Origin of the sequence: Stenotrophomonas sp. AR029 (assembly GCF_047520695.2) — a bacterium.
Lineage (GTDB): Bacteria > Pseudomonadota > Gammaproteobacteria > Xanthomonadales > Xanthomonadaceae > Stenotrophomonas > Stenotrophomonas sepilia.
This window is the reverse complement of record NZ_JAXBQQ020000002.1, coordinates 50,917-70,937: the sequence shown is the minus strand read 5'-3', so window position 1 is coordinate 70,937 and position 20,021 is coordinate 50,917. Positions and strand designations below refer to the sequence as shown.

The 20,021-nt window shown below is 63.4% G+C and carries 22 protein-coding genes; 9 read left to right on the top strand and 13 right to left on the bottom strand.

Features of this window, described 5'->3' with window-relative positions; translation table 11 throughout:
- Positions 1 to 18: 18 nt before the first annotated feature.
- The 5 genes from ACM0PB_RS06780 to ACM0PB_RS06760 all read right to left on the bottom strand — a co-directional run bounded on the left by ACM0PB_RS06780 (position 19) and on the right by ACM0PB_RS06760 (position 5,315).
- Complete coding sequence (locus ACM0PB_RS06780; protein WP_414604532.1) at positions 19 to 1,152, bottom strand: serine/threonine-protein kinase; 1,134 nt, start codon at positions 1,150 to 1,152, stop codon at positions 19 to 21.
- The gene (locus ACM0PB_RS06775; protein ID WP_414604533.1) at positions 1,149 to 2,210 is read right to left on the bottom strand and encodes a protein kinase domain-containing protein; all 1,062 of its coding nucleotides are present in this window, start codon (positions 2,208 to 2,210) and stop codon (positions 1,149 to 1,151) included. Before ACM0PB_RS06775 ends, ACM0PB_RS06780 begins: the two co-directional genes overlap by 4 nt.
- Before the next feature lie 10 nt (positions 2,211 to 2,220).
- Positions 2,221 to 3,297 carry a PP2C family protein-serine/threonine phosphatase gene (locus ACM0PB_RS06770; protein ID WP_414604534.1) on the bottom strand — a complete coding sequence of 359 codons (1,077 nt, stop codon included), beginning with the start codon at positions 3,295 to 3,297 and terminating at the stop codon, positions 2,221 to 2,223.
- 200 nt (positions 3,298 to 3,497) lie between these two features.
- A complete protein-coding gene (locus tag ACM0PB_RS06765; RefSeq protein ID WP_262219630.1) occupies positions 3,498 to 3,854 on the bottom strand; it encodes a hypothetical protein in 357 nt (118 codons plus the stop codon).
- Between the two features lie 543 nt (positions 3,855 to 4,397).
- Positions 4,398 to 5,315 carry a LysR family transcriptional regulator gene (locus ACM0PB_RS06760; RefSeq protein WP_414604535.1) on the bottom strand — a complete coding sequence of 306 codons (918 nt, stop codon included), beginning with the start codon at positions 5,313 to 5,315 and terminating at the stop codon, positions 4,398 to 4,400.
- 96 nt (positions 5,316 to 5,411) lie between these two features.
- Here ACM0PB_RS06760 and ACM0PB_RS06755 point away from each other — a divergent pair, with 96 nt between their 5' ends.
- The gene (locus ACM0PB_RS06755) at positions 5,412 to 6,251 is read left to right on the top strand and encodes a type 1 glutamine amidotransferase domain-containing protein (RefSeq protein ID WP_414604536.1); all 840 of its coding nucleotides are present in this window, start codon (positions 5,412 to 5,414) and stop codon (positions 6,249 to 6,251) included.
- A gap of 95 nt (positions 6,252 to 6,346) precedes the next feature.
- Here ACM0PB_RS06755 and ACM0PB_RS06750 read toward each other — a convergent pair whose 3' ends face one another.
- A complete protein-coding gene (locus ACM0PB_RS06750) occupies positions 6,347 to 6,922 on the bottom strand; it encodes a 5' nucleotidase, NT5C type (protein ID WP_164229514.1) in 576 nt (191 codons plus the stop codon).
- 549 nt (positions 6,923 to 7,471) lie between these two features.
- Between ACM0PB_RS06750 and ACM0PB_RS06745 the strand changes: the two genes are divergently transcribed.
- The 3 genes from ACM0PB_RS06745 to ACM0PB_RS06735 all read left to right on the top strand — a co-directional run bounded on the left by ACM0PB_RS06745 (position 7,472) and on the right by ACM0PB_RS06735 (position 9,634).
- The gene (locus tag ACM0PB_RS06745) at positions 7,472 to 8,203 is read left to right on the top strand and encodes a hypothetical protein (RefSeq protein WP_069139953.1); all 732 of its coding nucleotides are present in this window, start codon (positions 7,472 to 7,474) and stop codon (positions 8,201 to 8,203) included.
- Positions 8,204 to 8,288: 85 nt separating this feature from the next.
- Positions 8,289 to 8,768 carry a hypothetical protein gene (locus tag ACM0PB_RS06740; RefSeq protein WP_239502798.1) on the top strand — a complete coding sequence of 160 codons (480 nt, stop codon included), beginning with the start codon at positions 8,289 to 8,291 and terminating at the stop codon, positions 8,766 to 8,768.
- 83 nt (positions 8,769 to 8,851) lie between these two features.
- Positions 8,852 to 9,634: a 3-hydroxybutyrate dehydrogenase gene (locus ACM0PB_RS06735; protein WP_164229515.1), complete on the top strand. Its 783-nt coding sequence runs from the start codon at positions 8,852 to 8,854 to the stop codon at positions 9,632 to 9,634.
- Here the strand turns inward: ACM0PB_RS06735 and ACM0PB_RS06730 are convergent.
- Positions 9,631 to 10,002 carry a DUF4180 domain-containing protein gene (locus ACM0PB_RS06730; RefSeq protein ID WP_065195948.1) on the bottom strand — a complete coding sequence of 124 codons (372 nt, stop codon included), beginning with the start codon at positions 10,000 to 10,002 and terminating at the stop codon, positions 9,631 to 9,633. The two genes, ACM0PB_RS06735 and ACM0PB_RS06730, sit on opposite strands and share 4 nt — an antisense overlap.
- Before the next feature lie 149 nt (positions 10,003 to 10,151).
- Between ACM0PB_RS06730 and ACM0PB_RS06725 the strand changes: the two genes are divergently transcribed.
- Positions 10,152 to 11,438 carry an alpha/beta hydrolase family protein gene (locus ACM0PB_RS06725; protein WP_065177482.1) on the top strand — a complete coding sequence of 429 codons (1,287 nt, stop codon included), beginning with the start codon at positions 10,152 to 10,154 and terminating at the stop codon, positions 11,436 to 11,438.
- A gap of 53 nt (positions 11,439 to 11,491) precedes the next feature.
- On the opposite strand, the gene ACM0PB_RS06720 is transcribed toward ACM0PB_RS06725, so the two are convergent.
- The 3 genes from ACM0PB_RS06720 to ACM0PB_RS06710 are packed head-to-tail and all read right to left on the bottom strand — an operon-like array spanning position 11,492 to position 12,734.
- Positions 11,492 to 11,950, bottom strand: a complete 459-nt coding sequence (locus ACM0PB_RS06720; protein ID WP_262089690.1) for an SRPBCC family protein — start codon at positions 11,948 to 11,950, stop codon at positions 11,492 to 11,494.
- Between the two features lie 2 nt (positions 11,951 to 11,952).
- On the bottom strand, positions 11,953 to 12,267 hold the full coding sequence (locus tag ACM0PB_RS06715; protein ID WP_005416268.1) for an ArsR/SmtB family transcription factor: 315 nt from the start codon (positions 12,265 to 12,267) through the stop codon (positions 11,953 to 11,955).
- 11 nt (positions 12,268 to 12,278) lie between these two features.
- Positions 12,279 to 12,734 carry an SRPBCC family protein gene (locus ACM0PB_RS06710; protein ID WP_414604537.1) on the bottom strand — a complete coding sequence of 152 codons (456 nt, stop codon included), beginning with the start codon at positions 12,732 to 12,734 and terminating at the stop codon, positions 12,279 to 12,281.
- Positions 12,735 to 12,968: 234 nt separating this feature from the next.
- Here ACM0PB_RS06710 and ACM0PB_RS06705 point away from each other — a divergent pair, with 234 nt between their 5' ends.
- Positions 12,969 to 13,556, top strand: coding sequence for a TetR/AcrR family transcriptional regulator (locus tag ACM0PB_RS06705; RefSeq protein ID WP_414604538.1), 588 nt, complete (start codon positions 12,969 to 12,971; stop codon positions 13,554 to 13,556).
- Positions 13,557 to 13,648: 92 nt separating this feature from the next.
- Positions 13,649 to 14,149, top strand: coding sequence for a hypothetical protein (locus ACM0PB_RS06700; protein ID WP_065177485.1), 501 nt, complete (start codon positions 13,649 to 13,651; stop codon positions 14,147 to 14,149).
- Between the two features lie 11 nt (positions 14,150 to 14,160).
- Here the strand turns inward: ACM0PB_RS06700 and ACM0PB_RS06695 are convergent, their stop codons facing one another.
- The 3 genes from ACM0PB_RS06695 to ftrA all read right to left on the bottom strand — a co-directional run bounded on the left by ACM0PB_RS06695 (position 14,161) and on the right by ftrA (position 16,265).
- On the bottom strand, positions 14,161 to 14,628 hold the full coding sequence (locus ACM0PB_RS06695) for a chemotaxis protein CheW (protein ID WP_414604539.1): 468 nt from the start codon (positions 14,626 to 14,628) through the stop codon (positions 14,161 to 14,163).
- Between the two features lie 97 nt (positions 14,629 to 14,725).
- The gene (locus tag ACM0PB_RS06690; RefSeq protein ID WP_414604540.1) at positions 14,726 to 15,169 is read right to left on the bottom strand and encodes a BLUF domain-containing protein; all 444 of its coding nucleotides are present in this window, start codon (positions 15,167 to 15,169) and stop codon (positions 14,726 to 14,728) included.
- Positions 15,170 to 15,263: 94 nt separating this feature from the next.
- Entirely contained in the window at positions 15,264 to 16,265 is a 1,002-nt protein-coding gene (gene ftrA / locus ACM0PB_RS06685; RefSeq protein WP_005416274.1) for a transcriptional regulator FtrA, read from the bottom strand.
- Positions 16,266 to 16,603: 338 nt separating this feature from the next.
- On the opposite strand from ftrA, the gene ACM0PB_RS06680 reads away from it, so the two are divergent.
- Positions 16,604 to 19,180 (top strand): TonB-dependent receptor plug domain-containing protein, encoded by a 2,577-nt coding sequence (locus ACM0PB_RS06680; protein ID WP_414604541.1) that lies wholly within the window; start codon positions 16,604 to 16,606, stop codon positions 19,178 to 19,180.
- 116 nt (positions 19,181 to 19,296) lie between these two features.
- A complete protein-coding gene (gene msuE, locus ACM0PB_RS06675; RefSeq protein WP_065177488.1) occupies positions 19,297 to 19,878 on the top strand; it encodes an FMN reductase in 582 nt (193 codons plus the stop codon).
- The last annotated feature ends 143 nt before the right edge of the window (positions 19,879 to 20,021 follow it).

Below are 20,021 nucleotides of genomic sequence, written 5' to 3'. Positions count from 1 at the left end.
ATGATTCCCTCTCCGACTCTAGATTGGTTGACGAAGCAAGAGTACTGGCGCTGCGCGCAATCTAGGTGAACCGGGATAGGCGCAAATACTTACTCGCTGACCAGCCGCTGGGTTGCCTGGGCCGTAGAATTCGCTGGCGTGGTAGAAGTATGACTTTGAAGGGACATCGTCTTGAATTGTGCCAGTTTGGCTTCGTCCACCGCCAGCATATGTGACGCCAAAGTTAAGGATGGAGCCCAGTCGTCTCTCTGCTGTCGCGTAGCACCAAGTGCCACAGGACGTGAGCAGATCAGATGCGGTGGGTCGTGCTTGTGGGTCAACAGCCAGGCACCGCGTAATCAAGCTCCAGATCTCCTCCTCCAAGCCGCGGGTCGCGGCTGAACGGCCGAACAAGGGGGGGCGTGGGAGGTTCACTGCGCCAACCTGCTCCATTCTGACGACTTCCGCAATTGCTCTACGACCGGAGCCGAACGGTAGGTTTCCAGTAACAAGCTGATAGGCAATGCATCCAATTGCCCAGATATCCATGGGCTTTCCTGCATCGATCCAGCTTCGCCAGCACTCCGGAGCCATGTATGGGATCGCACCAAGCAGCGTGCTGGACGTTGTAAGGGTGGATTCATCACGCTCGAACTCAGCCATTTCCTCCTTAATTTCGCTCTCAGCCAACTTCGCAATTCCGAAGTCGGTCAATTTGATCGATGACAACGCGTAGTCGTCCGATGTCATTATGTTGCTGGGCTTTAGATCTCGATGACAAATTCCCGCGCGATGAGCTTCGTGTACTGCGCGAATTACGTTGTGAAGTACGTGTGCCGCCAGCGAAGGGTCAAGGAACTGGAACTGATTCGCCAATCTCTGACCTAGATCTGTTCCGTCGACGAGCTCCTCAACTAGGAATGTCCTTTGACTATCGTCATGGTAGTCATAGGTGGATGCTATGTTGTGGTGATTGATGCGCGCACTCATCTCGGCACCACGCTTGAAACGTCTATCGCGAACTCCACCTTTTGGAATCTTGATCACCGCACGACGTCCAAGCTTGAGGTCAGTGCAGGCATACACTTCCTGCATCGCCCCCGCGTTCAAGTATTCGTCCACTCGATACCGGTCTATGAGGACTTCGCCCTGAGTGAGAAGGATTCCGTTCACAGCACTATCTCCGGTTTAGAGCAAATGAAACTGATGTACTGGCGATTGCGACCAACATCGAAAGAGCCGAATGTAACTACACAGGCATCATGAAGGGGTTGCCCTGGAACCGCAGCGACGTTGTTGATGAACACGTTCCCCGTAACGCCTGTCACCTTGAATTGAGTTCCGTCATAGGCCGCGCGAAGCTCGCCCAAAGGGTCAATATTTATTCGAACAGTAGGTTGTTGGGCCGAGAGCTCATAAACCGTAGATCGCTCGCTGAAGAACAAGCCTTTGTGCTGGCCCTTCAGGAGGAGGGTGCCGCAGCGCTCCTTCACCTGCTGAGCGCTAGGTCTGTTCGTCGGGTTCGGATCAATGCATGCGTGAATGATCTCCGCGAGTTCGCTGTCCACAAACGGGGCGAGAGTGCCTAGCATAGGGGGCGGCCCAGAATTCTGTGGCGGCCGCTCCGTGAGCTGGGCCGGGAATTGATTTGTTGCCAGTTTCCAGCAGCAGATCCCGAGGGAATAGACGTCCGATGCACGTGTTACAACGCCGTTTGGAGTGAATAGTTCCGGCGCCGCGTAGTCGAGCGTGCCTCGATTCTGAGTAGTTACATGAGTTCCCGAGGTAGACGAGATGCCGAAATCGTACAGTTTGACTATTCCTGCGTCAGACGCCTTGAAGTTTTCCAACTTGAGGTCGCGATGGATGATATTGGCTGAGTGGAGATCAGTCACAGCGCAAGCAAGCTGGTAGATCACCTTCGTGAGTTCTGCGGGACTCTGTGCAGCCTCCATGTGAAAATTCAGAAAGTCCCTGCCACGTAGATTCTCGATAATGATGCCTGTTAGCATGCCGCGCTCGTCGATATCAACATCGTAGATATCAATAATATGTCTCGACCTGCTGCGCGTCAGCGCTGCAACCTCCGCGACGAGCTGACTGTTGTTCGCAGGGTCGTGCATCTGCTTGAACAGTACTGAACGATCTAGATATCGGTCGTGGACTTCTATCACTGAGCCGTAACCACCAGCCATTTGCCGTGGCGCGATTGCATACCTCCGTGTATCCATATCGTGTCTCCTACTCGTCGTCCGGGCCAGCAACTATGTTATTGCCCTTCATTGCTACATCAGAGTCAGGCAACTCCAACTGAGTGGGCTTGGCGCCTGCCTTCTTTCGGCGCTTCTTGGTCTGCTCTATCGGTGGCTTGTATGGTTCCGAGAATTCAGCTGTGGACCGATACGTGACGACTTGCTTATCTGCGAGCCACAAGATTATGCGTGTATTGCGAGGGGTGGGTGCGACAGGGTCCGGTATTTGTTGTGGATCTCTAATAGCTATTGCTGAAGCGTTATCGACTCCTCCTAACCAAGATGCGCAAGTTAACAAGCGACGTACGAGCTCGCTTGGACCGCGAGAATGCTTGGTAATCAAGTTGAATGCGCTTGAATCATTAATCCAGACTCCGTCCGTGGCCAGCAGTAGTCCGCCGGGAGGAAAGCCCCGATCAGTCAGCACGTGGATGCTGAGTTCGTTGCTCGTTCTTCCTGGCTCACCCAGGGCTTGCGATAGGCTTCCCTCTAGGCCGCGTGCGTTAAGATATGCTTGGGCATGCTCTAGATTGTGGTGCTTAATTTCATTGGCAAGCGTGTCGTCTTCAGTCAGCTGAATCAGTTCGCTGCCTTGATCCCATGAGTAAGCGCGACTATCGCCAATGCTTGCCAAGGCGCACTGTCCGTGGTTTGAATTGAGCAGCATGCAGAGGGTCGTCTGTCCTGCGCCGCCGAGCATAAGTCGTACCGCATCATCTGCAGTCCTGATCAATTCAGGCAATAGCTGAGCGGGGGGACGATGGCGTGTTTGGGAGCTCAGCTGAGAAACAATCGACGCGCAAGCAATCGCCGCCGCTTCGTCGCCGCGCTGCGATCCTCCTACTCCGTCGCAGATAATGTGCGCTGAGTAGGAAACTTGAGTGGCGATATCTACTCGTGCGATTGCGACCCTATCCTCGTTCCTTGAACGCTTATTGCCTATGTGCGTTCCGATCGCGAATCCATCGCCAATTTGGAATAGTTTGGGTATTGGTGTCGCGGGCGCAGGCAGTAGCTCCGCCAGCAACTGTTCGCCGATTTCATCAAAGGTAGGGTGGAGTGGCATGCCGATTCCTTCTGAGGCAGCCAGAGCATAACCAACGATAGTCGGTTAAACCAGCTGGCGTCGATGCTTGGTGCTGCTGGGGTCTTGTTGCGGCGAGGCATGGCCAGTCTTGCATGGTCTCTGATGTCCGCTTCTGGCTTGAAGCGGGCACTGAGCTTGCGGGCAGGTCCGTACTGGTGCCTATTGAGAGCTGCTGAGAGTCACTCCGGTCTAACCTCGTGACCAGCCCACTCAACCAGCCCCCTGCAAGCCAGAAACAACCCATCCACCACTCCCTCATCCAAATGCCGCTCCGGCTCCGCTGCTACCCGGCAGCGGTCCGCCGCGTGCAGCAACTCCAGCACCGTTAGCGCCCCCACCATCGCGCGCTCGCTCCTGGCTAGGCTCACGCGGCGGCCGGGTGACACATCGGTTTCTGGCCAAGGATGCCCATCAGCTCCTTCGCAGCCGCGCATGCGCTTGAGGATGCCGAGCAGGGAGTTCAGGTCGGGGAGGGGAGTGTCGTCGTTGATGGGCTCAACAACGGTGTACGAGGAAAAGGTATCGGCTTCGTTCATGGCGTCGGCTTCCGTGGCTGTGCTTAACAGTGCCACCGCGAAGAGGTGGCGGACGGTGCGGGTTCCAAACCGGGACAGACAGTTGTCAATAACCGGCGGGTCCGAAGACCCCCACGCACCGCCCGCCATAAAGGCCGACGGATTGCCCGCCGGCACCGGTTAAGGACGGTGCCGACGGGCAAGCGTAAACAACTATCTGTCTCGGGTTTGGACGCCCGCTGCCACCCGTTGTCGGTGGCACGTCATGGTGTTTACGCACCCGCTTCGAATGCCAATAGAAATTCGCGAAGGAATCGCGGAATCCGAGAGCGAAGAACTATTGTTGCACGCACCATTCGTGCAACACGCGACACCGCCGGACGCATTCGCGCAGCTGCTCTGCTGATGGCGAATCAAACTGGCGCAATCGCCCACGTCACAAGCGAATAGCGCGACGGCCTTCTTTGCAATAGTTCTTAGTTTGCTTCGGCAGGCAGCGGCACCCGACAGACCGCACACCCCGAAAATCGGTTCAAACCCGACACCGTTAACAAGCTCGCAGCTTCAGCCAGCGCGATCCTCAGCCGCATTCCCCACCAACAGCTCAATCATCGCCCGCGCCGCTGCCGACTGCCGCCGGTGCGGCGCATAGATCACCGAGAACGGCCGCGACCGTCCCCGCAGCTGCGGCAGCACTTCCACCAGCTGCCCACGCCGCAATCGCTCGCGCACGATGAATTCATAGCTCTGGCAGATGCCGATGCCCTGTTCCGCCAGCGACACCACGCCCAGCACATCGTCGGAGGTCTCGATGGACGAGCGCGGCAGCCAGTCCACGTCGCGCCCGTCGTCGCGGAAGATCCACGGCGCAAGCCGCCCGGTGCGTGGCATCACGAAGGGCAGGCACAGGTGCTGCTGCAGGTCGTCCAGCGTCTGCGGCGTGCCGTGGCGCTGCAGATAGTCCGGCGCGGTCACCAGCAGCAGCGGCGCGTCTTCCAGCTTTCGCGCCACCAGCCCGCTGTCCGGCAGCTGGCCCAGGCGGATGGCCAGGTCGAAGCCTTCGGCCACCAGGTCTACGTTGCGGTTGGTGATGTTCAGTTCCACCTGCACCTGCGGGTACTGCTGCGCAAAGCGCGCCAGCACGGGCGGCAGCCGGTAGTGGCCATAGGTGGTGGGCACGCTCAGGCGCACGCGGCCGGCCAGCGCACCGTCCTGGGCCAGTACGTCGCGCTCGGCGTCGTCCAGCAGGCCGAAGGCGGTGCGCACCTGTTCCAGATAGAGCCGCCCGGCGTCGGTCAGGCCCACGCGGCGGGTGGTCCGCTGCAGCAGCTGCCGGCCCAGCCGCGCTTCCAGGCGGGTGACCGCGCGGCTCAGCACCGAGGGCGTGGTGGACAGCGCCACTGCGCCGGCCGTGAACGAGCCGTGCTCGACCACCGCCAGGAACACCTCCACATCGCCCAGGTAGTCGAACTTGCGGCTCATTTGGCTCTCCGGGGAACAGATGTTTTGCGATGAGGCCAATTTATCGCCGTTGGAGCGATGAATAAAGTGGCGGCCATTCCCCGATAGGAGTTCCCCATGAACCTGAAGACCCGGCTGGCCGCAGCGCTGGCCCTGACCTTGGCCGCCACCGGCGCGCAGGCCGCCAACGTGCTGGTGGTGCTGTCCGACGAAAACCACCTGGACCTGAAGGACGGCAAGGTGCTGTCCACCGGCTTCTATCTCAATGAGCTGATGCAGCCGGTCAAGCTGCTGCTGGACGCGGGCCACGAGGTGACCTTCGCCACGCCGCAGGGGCGGGCGCCGACGGTGGATGCGTCCTCGGTGACGCCGGCGTACTTCGGCAACGATGCCGCGCAGCTGACGCTGCACAAGGACCTGCTGGAGAAACTGGCACTGACCTCGCCGACGGCCTCGCCGGTGGTCAGCCTGGCGCGCATCGAGCAGCAGGGCTACGCGCGTTTCGATGCGGTCTACATTCCCGGTGGCCACGCGCCGATGCAGGACCTGCTGAAGAGCCCGGCGCTGGGCCGGTTGCTGGCCGACTTCCACCAGCGCAACAAGACCACCGCGCTGGTCTGCCACGGGCCGATCGCGCTGCTGTCCACGCTGCCGGATGCCGCTGGGTTCGTGGCGAAGCTGGAGGCGGGTGCGATGCCGGCCACGCCGAAGTGGATCTACAGCGGCTACCAGATGACGGTGATCAGCAACCAGGAAGAAGAGCAGGCCAAGCCGCTGCTGGGTGGCGGTGAGATGAAGTTCTACCCGCAGACCGCGCTGCAGCGGGCGGGTGCGACGTTCAGCAGCAACACCACGCCGTGGACCGGGCATGTGGTGGTGGACCGCGAGCTGATTACCGGGCAGAACCCGGCTTCGGCGCTGGAGGTGGGGCAGCGGTTGGTGGAGCGGTTGAAGTAAGGCGGGGCTGCACAGCAGGTTGCCAGCCTTGGGGGCCGAGGGGCCAGCGCCTCGGCCTGTCTATGGAAGTGCCAACGTGGTCGGCAGAGAGGGCATCAGCCCTTCGCCAGCGCTACCCCTGACAGATCTTCAATCTGGGAAAGCGCGTGACGCGTTGCAGTCCAATCGCCGGCGTGCCTGATCGCCACGCCTCCGGCCGCTGTCCAGGCATCACAGTTCGCTTCGAAATCGTCGATCAGAACATCGCCTGGCTGGTGCATGAAAAGAGGCTTGTGCCTGCCGCCGAGCACAGGCAACACCAGGCAGGTTGCTGACAGGTGCTCGCGGACCCACTGCCGCTTCTGCATGGCAGCGAGTGGATAGTTCGATTTCGGGCAGGCCGTGAGAATCACTGGGTTCAAGTGGTGGATGCTGTGGAAAAACTCCACTGCACCGTGCATCGGCGGAAGGTCGCGGAAGAACGACGGGTGGTTGTTGATGTGCCCCCACATTTCATCGTCGGCAAGCACGCGATGGTCCAGGCCAAACAGGGCGGGAAATGCCGCGTCGAAGTCGGCCATTACGCCATCAAGATCTACGTAGATGGTGCGTCTGGATGCACTCGATCCACCGGTGTGCTGGTTCGCGAGCGGGTCCATCATCGGTATTGACTTCACATCATCAGCGTTCATTTACGCGCTCTCCTTTCAAGAGTGGGCTTTCTTCTTCATCGGTTCCCCAGTAACGGGGCAAAGTGTTTGGTGATTGCGACAGACGTGGCGGCAATCGCGATGCCGACTGCGCCGGCACGGCTGAAGGGGGCGGCGACCCACGGATGCCGTAATCGGCATGCTGGAAATGCGGCTTATGTCGCGGCGCTTCTTCAAAGGCCTGCCGGGTGGCTGACCTGGCCCTTGGGCAAGACGCACGGCCCGCAGCGGCTGGCTCATTTCGCCAACCAAGGAGCAATCTGGTGCGCTGGTGGTTGGATAATCCCCAAGCGCTACGGAAAGGCCGAACGGGGATGTACCTGTTGCGCTCGTTCCAGACTGATCCAGGAACGTCACTGAACATGGATGTCCAGGCGCACTCAATATAGCACGCCGACCAGCGCCAGCGGCTTGAACCCGCTCGATCTCCAGCAGTTTGATTGGGCATGGCAAGGCCGACATGGCACCATGACGGGCTTGCCTCGTCCCTTCGGGAGGGGCCGTTTTCCCAGGGAAGCCCTCGAACACGACATGCGAACGTCCTTCTTCATCCTCTCCGCCCTGTGCCTTGGCTTGCTGTCCGGCTGTGCCAGTGGCCCGGAAGAGCACGCCTCAAGCCGCGAGATCACCAGTGCGTTCGTGGCCGACGACGGCCAGCTGTACCTGCTGCCGCGCTATGACGAGCCGATGCGCTTCAATGCCGCACCGTTCCGCGAGTACCGGGCGCTGATGGACAGCCCGCTGCGCGAGGCGGTGGCCTGCGCGCAGATGTACTTCCATGAGGATTGGCGCGACCCGGCCAACAAGGCCAAGGTGCACGGCAGCTATGCGCTGCTGCTGCGGCCGGAGCAGGTGACGGCGGAGCAGGCCGCGCAGTTCAAGCTGGAGCGGATTGAGGTCCCCTCGCGTGAGGCCAAGGCCGTGGAGGAGCGGGCACGCTACTACCTGCCGATGGACCGGACCCGTTACGCGCTGGCGTTTGACCGGGCCTGCAATCTTTCAAGGAAGGGCGGCAGCTATTACAGCGCGCTGTTCGAGGGCGACGGCGAGCGGGTGAAGTTGCCGGATGCTGCGGCGCTGGCGGAGAAGGGAAAGCTGGCACAGCCGATCAATGCGCGGGCGCAGCGGATCCTGCCGGAGAGGGAGGACAAGCCGGGTGTGGGTTCGGCGGCCGGCAAGGTGCTCGGCGCGGCGCTGATCCCTGTGGCGGTTCCGGTGTTCGTGTTGAGCCTGCCGTTCCTGGGGCCGGATCACTGGAAGTGATGGGGCATTGAAGCCAGAGCATCCACGCGTGGCGTGGATCTAGTCGGGCCTTGCAAGTGCCTGAACGTTCATCCTGGAGATCTGTGTGCCCAGCACGCTGGAAACTGTTTTGAAGACCGTAGGTTTCATTGTCCTTGCGGCACTTCCGTTGGTGATCCTCTGGTTCACCCTTCGGCGAATGGCAGCAACTGCTCGCTCGTCCGTAGAGACGGGGCTGCGTTTGCATGCTCCGCGCCGGATTTCCGGCAGGTCCATGACCTTGGTGATGGTGGATGGGAAAGAAGATCGGGAGCACTACTTCTTTGATGCGGCGTCCTTTTACCTGCGGCGTGGGCCAGTGCCCACGGCGGTTCCGCTTTCGCAGATCACCTCAGTCACGCGAACGTCCGACAGGATCTACGGGCGCTATGTCTGGCAGGTGTGCTTCAGCAAAGCTTCGGGCAGAAAGTGCGTGACGTTCACCAACAACCTGACGCTGTTCAATCGGGATTTCCTGCTGTTCCTGGAGGCAGTGCGGAAGGCCAATCCGCTGGCGACCGTTGATCCGGCGGGCATCCGCTTCTAGCTGTGGGTCGTCATGGGACGCCAGTTAAAGGGAGTTGGCCCGTGTAGGTACACTGGCGGCCTACACCCAACGGAAGCTCGCCCATGTTCTCTGGAAAGGTCGCGGTGGTCACCGGCTCCACCAGCGGTATCGGTCTTGGCATCTCCACGGCGCTGGCGCGGCAAGGTGCCGATATCGTGCTGAATGGCTTCGGCGATGCGGCGGAGATCGAACGCATCCGTACCCGCCTGGAAGCTGAGTTCGGCGTGCGGGTGGTGCACGATGGCGCGGACCTTTCCCGGGGCGAGGCGGTGCGCGCGATGATCGACCGCGTCGTGACGACGATGGGCCGCATCGACATCCTGGTGAATAATGCTGGCATCCAGTACACCGCGTCGATCGAGGAATTCCCGGTCGACAAGTGGGATGCGATCCTGGCGCTGAACCTGTCGGCAGTGTTCCATGCAACGGCGGCGGCGTTGCCGCACATGAAGCAGCAGGGCGCCGGTCGCATCATCAACATCGCGTCGGTGCACGGCCTGGTTGGCTCGGTGAACAAGTCGGCCTATGTGGCGGCCAAGCATGGCGTGGTGGGCTTCACCAAGGTGACCGCGCTGGAGAATGCGGGCACCGGCATCACTGCCAATGCCATCTGCCCGGGCTGGGTGCGAACGGCGCTGGTCGAGCAGCAGATCACTGCGTTGGCCGAGAAGGAAGGCGCGGATCAGGAAACCGCCGCCCGCGCGCTGCTGGCCGAGAAGCAGCCTTCGCTGCAGTTCGTGACGCCCGAGCAATTGGGCGGGATGGTGGTGTTCCTGGCTTCGGACGCGGCGGCACAGATCACCGGCACGGCGCTGCCGGTGGATGGGGGCTGGACGGCGCGCTAGCTGGCCGACACGGGAAGACGTGCCAGCAGGGCGTCCCAATCGGCGACAAAGCAGCCGTCGCGGCCGCGGTTGCACTCGGTGATCCATGCATCCAGCGACGGGCTTTGTGCGCGGTAGGCGCTGACGTCGCCCAGTACGGCGAAGCGCAGGCGGTAGTTCACCAGCATCTGCAGCCATTGCCCGGCCATGCCGGAGCGCAGTTCGAAAAAGTCTGCCGACAGGCGTTGCACCGGTACGGCGATCCACTCGGCCTGGTGCCCAAGGGCATCGCCGACCAGGTCGCGCAGGGCGGTGGCATCGAGCGTCGTGCCCTGCGGGCCGACGCGCAGGATGCGGGTGGTGCCGATGTGTTGCAAGTGTGGGTGCATGGCGCTCTGAAGTCCGTATCGTCCTTCCAGTATGGCCATGGCAGAAGGCGACGGCGAGCGGGTGCAGCATGAATCTGGCGAACGAACGCGCTAGGCTGCGCCCGGCGCCTGCGCCTGCGCGACGCGGGTTTACTGTAATGGGGACGGGCATGGCAGGGTGGAAGAGTCGTTCGTTGTTGAGCGCGGTGCTGGTGTGTTCGGGCCTGCCGGTTGCAGCCGCCGAGCTGTGCACGGTCAGTGCCTACGGTGACGGGCAGGGCAACATCGTGGTGCTGGGCGCACCCGCCGCGGCACCGGCCACGGGGCAGCGTTATCTGATGCTGGACGGGCGACGTGGCGCCACCGGCGATGCCAACGCGCCGGTGAGCTGCAGCGGCGATGTGGTCAGCTTCAGGTCGCCTGCGGAGGCCACGCAGCGCTGGCAGCGACTGCCGACCCGCGATACCGATGCTACTTTCACCAGTGCAGGAACCAAGCTGGTCGGGCAGTTGATCGAACCCGCCGGTCCGGCCGATCCCAAGCGGCCGCTGGTGGTGCTGGTCCATGGCTCGGAACGCACGATGGCGGTGGCGGCGATCTACCAACGCATGCTGGTGGCGCAGGGAATCTCGGTGTTCGCCTACCAGAAGCGTGGCACCGGCGATTCGGAAGGCGAGTACACGCAGAACTTCGAGCTGCTCGCTGACGACGCAGCGGCGGCGCTTGCTAAGGCGCGGGAACTGGCAAAAGGTCGCTTCGGCCGTGCCGGGTACTTCGGTGGCAGCCAGGGCGGTTGGATCGCGCCGCTGGCGGCCACGCGTTCGCAGGCGGATTTCGTGGCGATCGGTTTCGGGCTGGTGGTCTCGCCCATCGAGGAGGACCGCGAGCAGCTGTTCGATGAGGCACGGCGCATGCAGCTGGATGCGGCGGCGTTGGCGCAGGTCGGGCAGCTGTCAGAGGCCACCGCGCAGCTGATGCGCACGCATTTCAGTGAAGGTTTCGAGGCGCTGGCGAAGGTGCGTGCGCAGGTGGGTGCCGCGCCGTGGGCAAAGACCATCAGTGGCGAATACAGCGGTGACATGCTGCGCATGAGCGACGCCGACCTGCGCCGGATCGGTCGCGCGCGCTTCGATAACCTGGAGCTGATCTGGGACTACGACGCCGAGGCTGCGCTGCGCCGCCTGAAGGGGCCGTTGCTATGGGTGCTGGCCGAGCAGGACCGCGCCGCGCCGATTGCCGCCACGCGTTCGATCCTGTCGCGCCTGCGCGCGTCAGGACAGCCGATCGAGACCTACCTGTTCCCCGACACCGACCATGGCATGGTCGAGTTCCGCACCGATGCCGAGGGCAACCGCGTGTCGACGCGGATCACCGACGGCTATCTGCGCCTGCTGGCGGATTGGATCAAGCAGGATGTGCACGGACAATACGGGCGCGCGCGCACAGTGAGCGATTGAGCGGATGGTGGCGCAGGCGGCGGATGGCGCTCCGCCGCCGATAGCGGCACGACTCAGCTCGGCTTCGCAAACACATCCAATCCCTTGCCGGTCTCCAGCAGCGACTTCAGGCTCGACAGCACGATCGGCCAGCCCTGGCGGATGCCGGTATCCATGCCGCTGCCGGGTTCCAATTCGTCGTGGGTGACGGTCAGCCGCACCATGTCCTGGTAGGGCACGATCTCGAAGGTGACCCGGCTGTAGGCATCGGGATTGTCGGCCTGCGAGGCGGCGGCCCAGGTGATGACCAGCCGCGAGGGCGGGGTGCTTTCCACCACTTCGCCGACCAGCTCGACCGAGCGCGTTTCGTCGGCGCGCACGTGCTGCCAGCGCGAGCCGGGTTTCCAGTCCGAGACGTTCTCGTGGCCCCAGTAGCGACTGGCGATCTCGGGGCGGGTGATGGCCTCGAACACCTTCTGTGGCGTGGACGCGATGTAGATCACGTGGATGAAGCGGGTGGTCTCTGCGGACATCGTCATTCTCCTTCCAGTTCGCGTTTCAGGTCATGCAGCAGGCTCAGGCGCTGCTGCTCGAACTTGCGTACCCAGCGTTCGTAGACTTCATGCAGCGGCACCGGGTTGATGAAGTGCAGCTTCTCGCGGCCACGGCGCACGGTGCTGATCAGGTTGGCGTCTTCCAGCAGGCCAAGGTGCTGGGTGACCGATTGCCGGGCCATGTCCAGGTGCTCGCACAGCTGGCCCAGCGTCTGGCCGTTGTCTTCGCAGAGCAGGTCCAGCAGCGTCCGGCGCGTGGGGTCGGCCAAGGCCTTGAACACCTTGTCTGCATTCATGCGGGGCGTCTTCAGTTCCAGTTGTCGATCCTGACGTCGCGGGGGTTGGGCTGGCCCTTGCCGGTTTCCAGCAGGGCTTTCAGGCTCATCAGGAACACCGCCCACTTGGTGCTGCAGTGGGAGGTGAACTCGACGCGCTCTTTCCAGCCTTCATGGGTGAACAGGACGATGCAGTAGTCGCCTTCCTGTTTCAGTGCGAAACGCGCATGCGTGCCGATCCATTCGGCGGGGCCGGCCAGGAACTGCCAGAGCACGAGCTCGCCGGGAATGAGCTGTTCCAGCTTCATTTCCATGGCGCCGATTTCCTGGCCGTTGTTGGTGAAACGCACCTTGACGGTGCCGCCAACCTCGCGGTCGCCATGGGTATCCTCAGCCCACCATCCGGCAACTCCTTCGGGGGTGGCCAAGGCCTGGTACACCTGGCTAGCGGGGGCCTTGATGCCGACGCGGTGTGTGATATCCACCATTGCAGGTTCCTCGCCATGGGCCGGCAGGCGCCGCCCTTGAGTGGACTATATGCAGGTAAATACCTGCATGTCAAAACCGGCCACGAACGCCCGGATGGGGTAGTGCCGGCCGCTGGCCGGCATCCCGGTGGAGTTGGGTGCGTGCAGTGGCCGGCCAGCGGCCGGCACTACCAGATGCTGCCGACCTCGCAGCGGGGAGTTGACAGTGAGTCAACCTACTAGTAGGTTGACGCCATGAAAGAGTCGCTCTCGCCCAAGGCCCAGGAGATCCTGGCCCACGCCCGTTCGCTGCTGGAGGCTGGTGGCTACAACGGTTTCAGCTACGCCGACGTGTCGGCGCGGGTGAACATCAGCAAGGCCAGCATCCATCACCATTTCCCCAGCAAGGTGGACCTGGTGCGCACGGTGGTTGAGCTGTACCGGGCCGAGGCGCGCGAAGGCCTGGCGCTGCTGGACCGGCAGCTGGGCGACCCGCTGCAGGAGCTCAACGCTTATGTGGACTACTGGTCGAGCTGTATTGCCGGTGGCACGTCTTCGTTCTGCATCTGCGCGATGCTGGCGGCCGAGGCGCCGATGATCCCTGCGGAGATTGCCGAAGAAGTACGCGGGCATTTCGAGGATCTGAGCGGGTGGCTGACGGTGACGCTGGAGAAGGGCGCGGCGCTGGGTCAACTGCGCCTGCAGGGTCCGGTGGCCGATGAGGCCAGAGCGTTCATGTCATCGGTGCATGGCGCGATGCTGGCCGCGCGCGGTTTCGGCGATGCGGCGAAGTTTGCTGCGCTGGCACGGTTGGCCATCGCGCGGGTGAGCGCGGCTGCCTGATGGATGTGTGCTGGGCCTGCGGCAACGTAGGCCTTTTCTTTGATCTAGAAGTCTACCTACTAGTAGGTTCAATCAACCCTTGGAGATGTTCCATGTCGCACTCTCTGTCCACGCTGGGCGTGATCCATACGGCCGTCAGCCTTGTACCGGTGTTCGCCGGCCTGTATGCCTTCATTCGCCATCGCGCGATCGACCCCGCGACACGCTCCGGCAAGCTGTACCTGCTTGGGCTGGTGCTGTCGGTGGCAACGTCGTTCACCGTCTCCAGTACGGGCGGGATCAACCCGGGCCACGCATTCGGAGTGATCGTGCTGCTGGTGGCGTTCGGCGGCGTGCTGGCGGCCCGGCTGCGCTGGCTGGGTGGCGCAGCACCTTACCTGTCGACATTTGCGCTGTCCTTCAGCTTCCTGCTGTCGCTGGTGCCAGGCGTGAATGAAACGCTGACACGGTTGCCGGCAGCGCATCCGATTGCTGCGGCGCCGATGGCACCGGTGGTGCTGCACACGTTGCTGGGATTGGCGGTGGTGTTTGTGATCGGCTTTGCCGCGCAGTGCTGGCGCATGCGGTTTCAACCGGTTCGCAGGCGCCCTTGAGCAGAGGCGCCTTAGTCCCGCACCGCGAGCGCGGCCAGCAGCGACTGCGGTTCGATCAGCGCAGCCGAACGTGTGGCATCCACCCGAACGTGTCGGCTGCAGAAGTTGAACGGTCGACCCTGCGCCGGCCGGGCTGCGTCTGGAGATGCGTCCGATGTTTCGATTTCCAGCACTTCATCTACCGCCAGCGCCAGGGTTGCGGTGCCGGCGCTGATCAACAGCATGGCTGGGCTGCCGCCATCGAATGCCGGTTGCCCGCTGAGCCTGCGCAGGTCGGCCACCGGCAATGGCTGCCCTCGTACCTCCAGGTTCCGCCTGCCATGCTGATCTGCAGGGCCGAAGGTCTCGGGGCCGCGTATTTCCACGGCCACCTGTACGTCGATCGCGAACAGGGTCGTGCCTGCGCGCAGGACGACAACCTCGAACAACTCGGCGGGCGAGGCACGTGTTTCCGTTGAAGGTTGAGCAGGTACAGGCATGCTGTGGATCTGGCAGGAACGATGGGTAACGCGGCTTGAATGATGACGTGCGCAGGGAGCACGCGGCCGCGTGGGACTACGCGCGCAGGGCGGCGGTTCAGCTGGATCCGACGGACGCATGGTGCGCACTGAGCGGGCCGATGCGCGGAATGTGCGGACGCAGCAGGCCGACGAGCTGATCCATGCCCGGAACGGCATGGCCAAATTCGTCCCATCGCGCATTGACCAGGCCGGACACCACGACCTGCCTGGTCTCGATGCGGGTCATGGCCCAATAGGGAACCGCACGCGCGCTGATGGCCATGTCCAGTACCGGCACGACGGCAGCATGCGAGCGACTGTCATGGATGCGGCGCTTGACCGCCTCCAGGCCGTCGGGCGGGCCTTCGACGTACTGGAAAAACCGCTGCCCGTCGACGAGCAGCGCTCCGGTAACGTCCACGCGACGGTTGAACGTGGCAGAGCGGGACACGATCTGCCGGAGCATTTCATCGGAAAGCCCAGCCGACATGTGGCTGGAGTAGGCAAATGCGTGGAGCATGGAAGGGGCTTCTTGTGACGCCCGTCACTATACGTGGGTCGCCATAGCCTGCCGTGAGCCTTTCCTCACGCATCGTCGGGAGTGATGCGTTGGATCAGCAGCCCACCAACCGATCCGCGCCAATTCCGCCGCGATGCTGGCTGCGGTATTGGGTAGGACTGGCGTCCACCTGGCCGCGGAAGTGCCGGCGGAACGACTCCTGCGAACCAAAGCCGGCCTGCTCGGCAATCCACTGCAGCGGCCGGTCGGTGGTTTCCAGCAGCTCGCGGGCGAATGCCACGCGCTCGCGGATCAGCCAGTCGATGGGTGACAGGCCGGTGGCTTCCAGGAACTGCCGCTGCAGCGTGCGCTGGCTGAGCGCGGCCTGCTCGGCAAGACTGCCCAGCGAGTGCGGCTCGCGCAGGTTGCGGCGCATCCATTCCATCAGTTTTGCCAGACGCGAGGGCTCGCCATTCGGAATGGCGCGGCTGACACGCTGGCTGCGTTCGGCATCACGCCATGGCGCCAGTACCAGCCGCTCGGCCACCAGGTTGGCCACGCGCGCGCCGTAGTCCTTGCGCACCATGTGCAGCATCATGTCCATGCCGGTGGCCGAGCCGGCCGAGGTGATGACGTTGCCGGTGTCGACGTACAGCACGTCTTCGCGCACATCGATGCGCGGAAAGTCGCGTGCCAGCGCTTCGGTGAGGCGCCAGTGGGTGGTGGCCGGGCGGCCATCGAGCAGCCCGGCCCAGGCCAGCACGAAGGCGCCAGAGCAGATCGAGGCGATGCGTGCGCCACGTGCGTGGGCGCGGACGAGTGCATCGAGCAGTGCCTGCGGCGGGCGTTCGCTGGGTTCGCGCCATCCGGGAATGACGATGATGTCGGCGTCATCAACAGTGCTGAGATCGTAGGGCAGCTGCACCTGTGCATTGCCGAGCATGCGCAGTGCACCGGGTTCACCCGCGCACAGCTGGGTGCGGTACCAGGCCACGCCGAGTTCCGGCCGCACAGGCGCGAACAGGCCTACCGCGCAGCCGAATTCGAATAGCCCCTGGCCGTGGCAGGCAACGATGGCGACGAGCGGTGCGGTGGGATCGGCGGGTGGGCTGGGCATGGCTTGATGCTACGGATGCAGACGCGTGGCGCTGCGTGGTGCGAGGGCATGAGGTGATGCCGGGCAGGCATATGGAGCGGTCGCTCCCTTCCTGTAGGCCCGCGCCCACACTCGGTTCAGTGCCGGCGGGGTGGATGCATCTGACGCCGTCGCGAAGAGCAGCCGAACGTGGGCTCGGCTCTACAGGCAGCAGCGCACCGTTGCGGCCACCTAACGTCATTACCAGCGGTCATGTGGGTGGCCGGATGTTACGGCTGGGTGACGCGATCGCGCCTGTCGCGGTGGGTGAACAGGCCCTTGAATGGAAGCGTGTTTCCGGCCCACCCCCACGAGCCCCCATGCCTGCTGCCCACGCCCCTGTGCTGAACACTCTCGCCGTCCTGATCGCCAGCGTTCTGGCCGCATCGCCTGGCCATGCGGCTGACGCCGATGCGGATCCTGCTGCCACCGCTGCAACGGCCAACGTGGCAGCGTCCACGCTGGATGCGGTGGTCGTTACCGGGTCGCGCACCAGCACGCGCACGGTGAAGAACAGTTCCACCCCGATCGATGTGATTTCCGCAGAGGACCTTGCTGCGACCGGCCAGGCCAACCTGCTGGAAGCGTTGCAGCGCAGCCTGCCGTCGCTGAGCCAGATCGGTGGCTACCAGAGCGACCAGGAGAGCCTGATCCGTGGCTACCAGCTGCGCAATCTCTCGCCGGGTTACACGCTGGTGCTGGTGAACGGCAAGCGCCGCAATGCCAGTGCCTATGTGAGCGGTGCCAACGGCGGCGGTTTCCCCGGCCATGCCTGGGCTGACCTGGCGTTGATTCCAGTCTCGGCGATCGACCATGTGGAAGTGCTGCGCGATGGCGCGTCGGCCATCTATGGTTCGGACGCGATCACCGGCGTGGTCAACGTGATCCTGAAATCGCAGGCACACGGTGGCGAGCTTTCCGTGGAAAGCGGGCAGAGCATTGATGGCGATGGCGCGCGCACCAGCGTGCGTGCCAACGTGGGCCTGCCGTGGGGCGCCGATGGCTTCGTCAACCTGTCGGGCGAAACCACGCGGCAGCACCACGCGATCCGTACCCGCCGCTACATCGATGGCTATCTGAGCTATCCGGCGGTAGATGCCAACGGCAATCTGGTCGCGCTGCGACCGAACAACCGGTTGCCGGCCGGCGCATCGCCGAACCCGGCCGAGGCCAACCGCGATGCCGAGGCCAACACCATCCTCAGTTCGCCATCGTATGCGCTGAAGGCGTTTGCGGTGAACGTGGGCCATGGCCTGGGCGAGAGCGCCCAGTTCTACGCCAATGCCACCGCCAGTGATCGAACCGCGCAGGCGATCCAGAATTTCCGCCTGCCGGCGACCATCTTCACCACCTACAAGGCGCCGGGTGTGCTGAGCGTGTTTCCCGATGGCTTCCTGCCGGTGCTGGAAACCAAGGAGAAGCAGTACACCGGCACCGCAGGTGTCAAAGGCCAGATCGCGGGCTGGGATTACGACGCCAGCCTGACCGGCAATCGCAGCACGGTACGCACCTATACCCGCAACTCGGTGAACTACTCGCTGCCGTACCCCGGTTCGCCCACTGATTTCTATGATGGCAAGCTTGATTACCAGCAGGGCATCGCCAACCTCGACCTGCGCCGTGGCTTCGAGGTGGCGGCATTCGCTTCGCCGCTGGAAGTGAGCGCAGGTGCCGAGTACCAGCATGAACAGTACGAGCGCGGGGCGGGGCAGTGGGAGTCGTACACCGGCTTTGGTGCTGCAGCGTTCGTCGGCTATTCCACTGCGGACGCGGTGAAGGCCACCCGCAACAGCAAGGCGGTGTACGTGGGTGCGGCCGCCAACATCACCTCACGCTGGTATCTGGATGCGGCCGCGCGCTGGGAGGACCATTCCGACTTCGGCAGTGTCTCGACCGGCCGCCTGACCACCCGCTTCGATTTCACCGATGCGCTGGGTGTGCGCGCTACGGTCAGCAATGGCTTCCATGCCCCCAGCCTGGGCGCGCAGTTCTACCAGGCCACCGGCAGCTGCCCGTGCGGTACCACGCTGGTGGCGCAGGTGTCTTCGCCGGCGGCGGTCGCACTGGGTGCCACACCGCTGAAGCCTGAGAAGGCCACCAACTACAGCCTCGGCGTGACCTGGGATCCGAGCCCGGCCTTCCACCTGGCCGTGGATGCGTACCAGATCGATATCCGTGGCCAGCTCGGGCAGTCCAGCCAGATCGGCTACAACGCACAGGATCCGGCGCGCATCACCGACAACAGCGGCACGGTGCTGAGCGCAGCGCAGAAGAACACCATCGATGCGCTGCTGGGGTCGGCCGGCATCAGCATCCTGCCGGGTGATGCGTTCTACGCCAGCTACTTCACCAATGTGGGCAATACCCGCACACGCGGTGTCGAGCTGACCCTGGAAGCGAACCAGGAAACGGCGTGGGGCAAGCTGCGCTGGAGCTATGCGGCCAACGTCGGCCGCACCACGATCCGGAAGGTCAGTGATATTCCGGCGGCGCTGCAGGGGCTGCCCAATATCAACCTGCTGACCAAATCCAGCGAGTACGCACTGCGCTTCCGCACGCCCAGCTACACCCAGGTGGCGGGCTTGGGCTGGCAGAACGGGCGCTGGCGCTCGAATGTCGACTTCACCTACTACGGCCCGATCAAGCGCCTGAACAACGGCGTGGAATACAGGCAGCCGCCGGTGCTGGTGACCAACCTTTCAGGTGCGGTGGAGCTGGGTGCGGGCTGGAGTGCGGCGCTGGGCATCAACAACGTGTTCGACAAGCGCACGCGCAAGGTGCCGGCGTACGCGCGCAGTGCTACCGATGTGGCCAGCATCGAGACGACGTGGGATTCGGGCGATGTGCTGAGCCGGATCGGGACGTTCTGGTACGGGCGGATCAATTACCGGTTCTGATCTGGAGCAGTCGAGCATGGCTCGACTCCACAAAGGCGAAAGCAGCCGAGCATGGCTCGGCTCTACACAAGGCGAAAGGCGGCCGGCGGTAGTTCGGCATCATCGAGGAGCAGTTCATGTCTTCTGCATTTAGGGTGGTTGCAGTGGTGGGGTCGCCGACCAGTTCGGCGACGTCGCGTACGTTGCTACTGGTGCGGCACCTGTTGGCGTCGCTGCAGCAGCGGGTGCACGCCAGCGTGGAGGTGGTGGAGCTGGCGCCGATCGCGCGCTCGCTGGGGCAGTCGTTGTCGCGCGATGAGGCGGAGCCTGCGGTGGAGCAGGCGCTGCAGACGATCGAGGCGGCCGAGCTGCTGGTGGTGGCCGCGCCGGTGTATCGGGGGTCGTATCCGGGGCTGTTCAAGCACCTGGTCGACTTCATCGGGCTGGAGGCGCTGGTGGATACACCGGTGCTGCTGGCGGCGACCGGTGGCAGCGAGCGCCATGCACTGGTGATCGACCACCAGTTGCGGCCGTTGTTCAGCTTCCTGCAGGCGCACACGCTGCCGATCGGGGTGTATGCCACGCCGGCCGACTTTGATGGCGAGCACCTCAACAGTGCAGCGTTGCAGGCCCGCATCGCGCTGGCGACCGAGCGTGCGGCCGGGCATCTGGCTACGCAGGCGCTGGCGGTAGCGGCGCCACTGCGACGCATCGCCTGATGCCATAACCGGCGGCGCTTTGCATATGGCCAAGGCGCATCTGCGTGGCCGGATCTGACCGCCGATTGTCGCCTGGCACCGCCACCGCAAGCACCGGCATCCCTAGCATCGAAATCGAAGCGGCATCGCATTGCCGGCCCTGA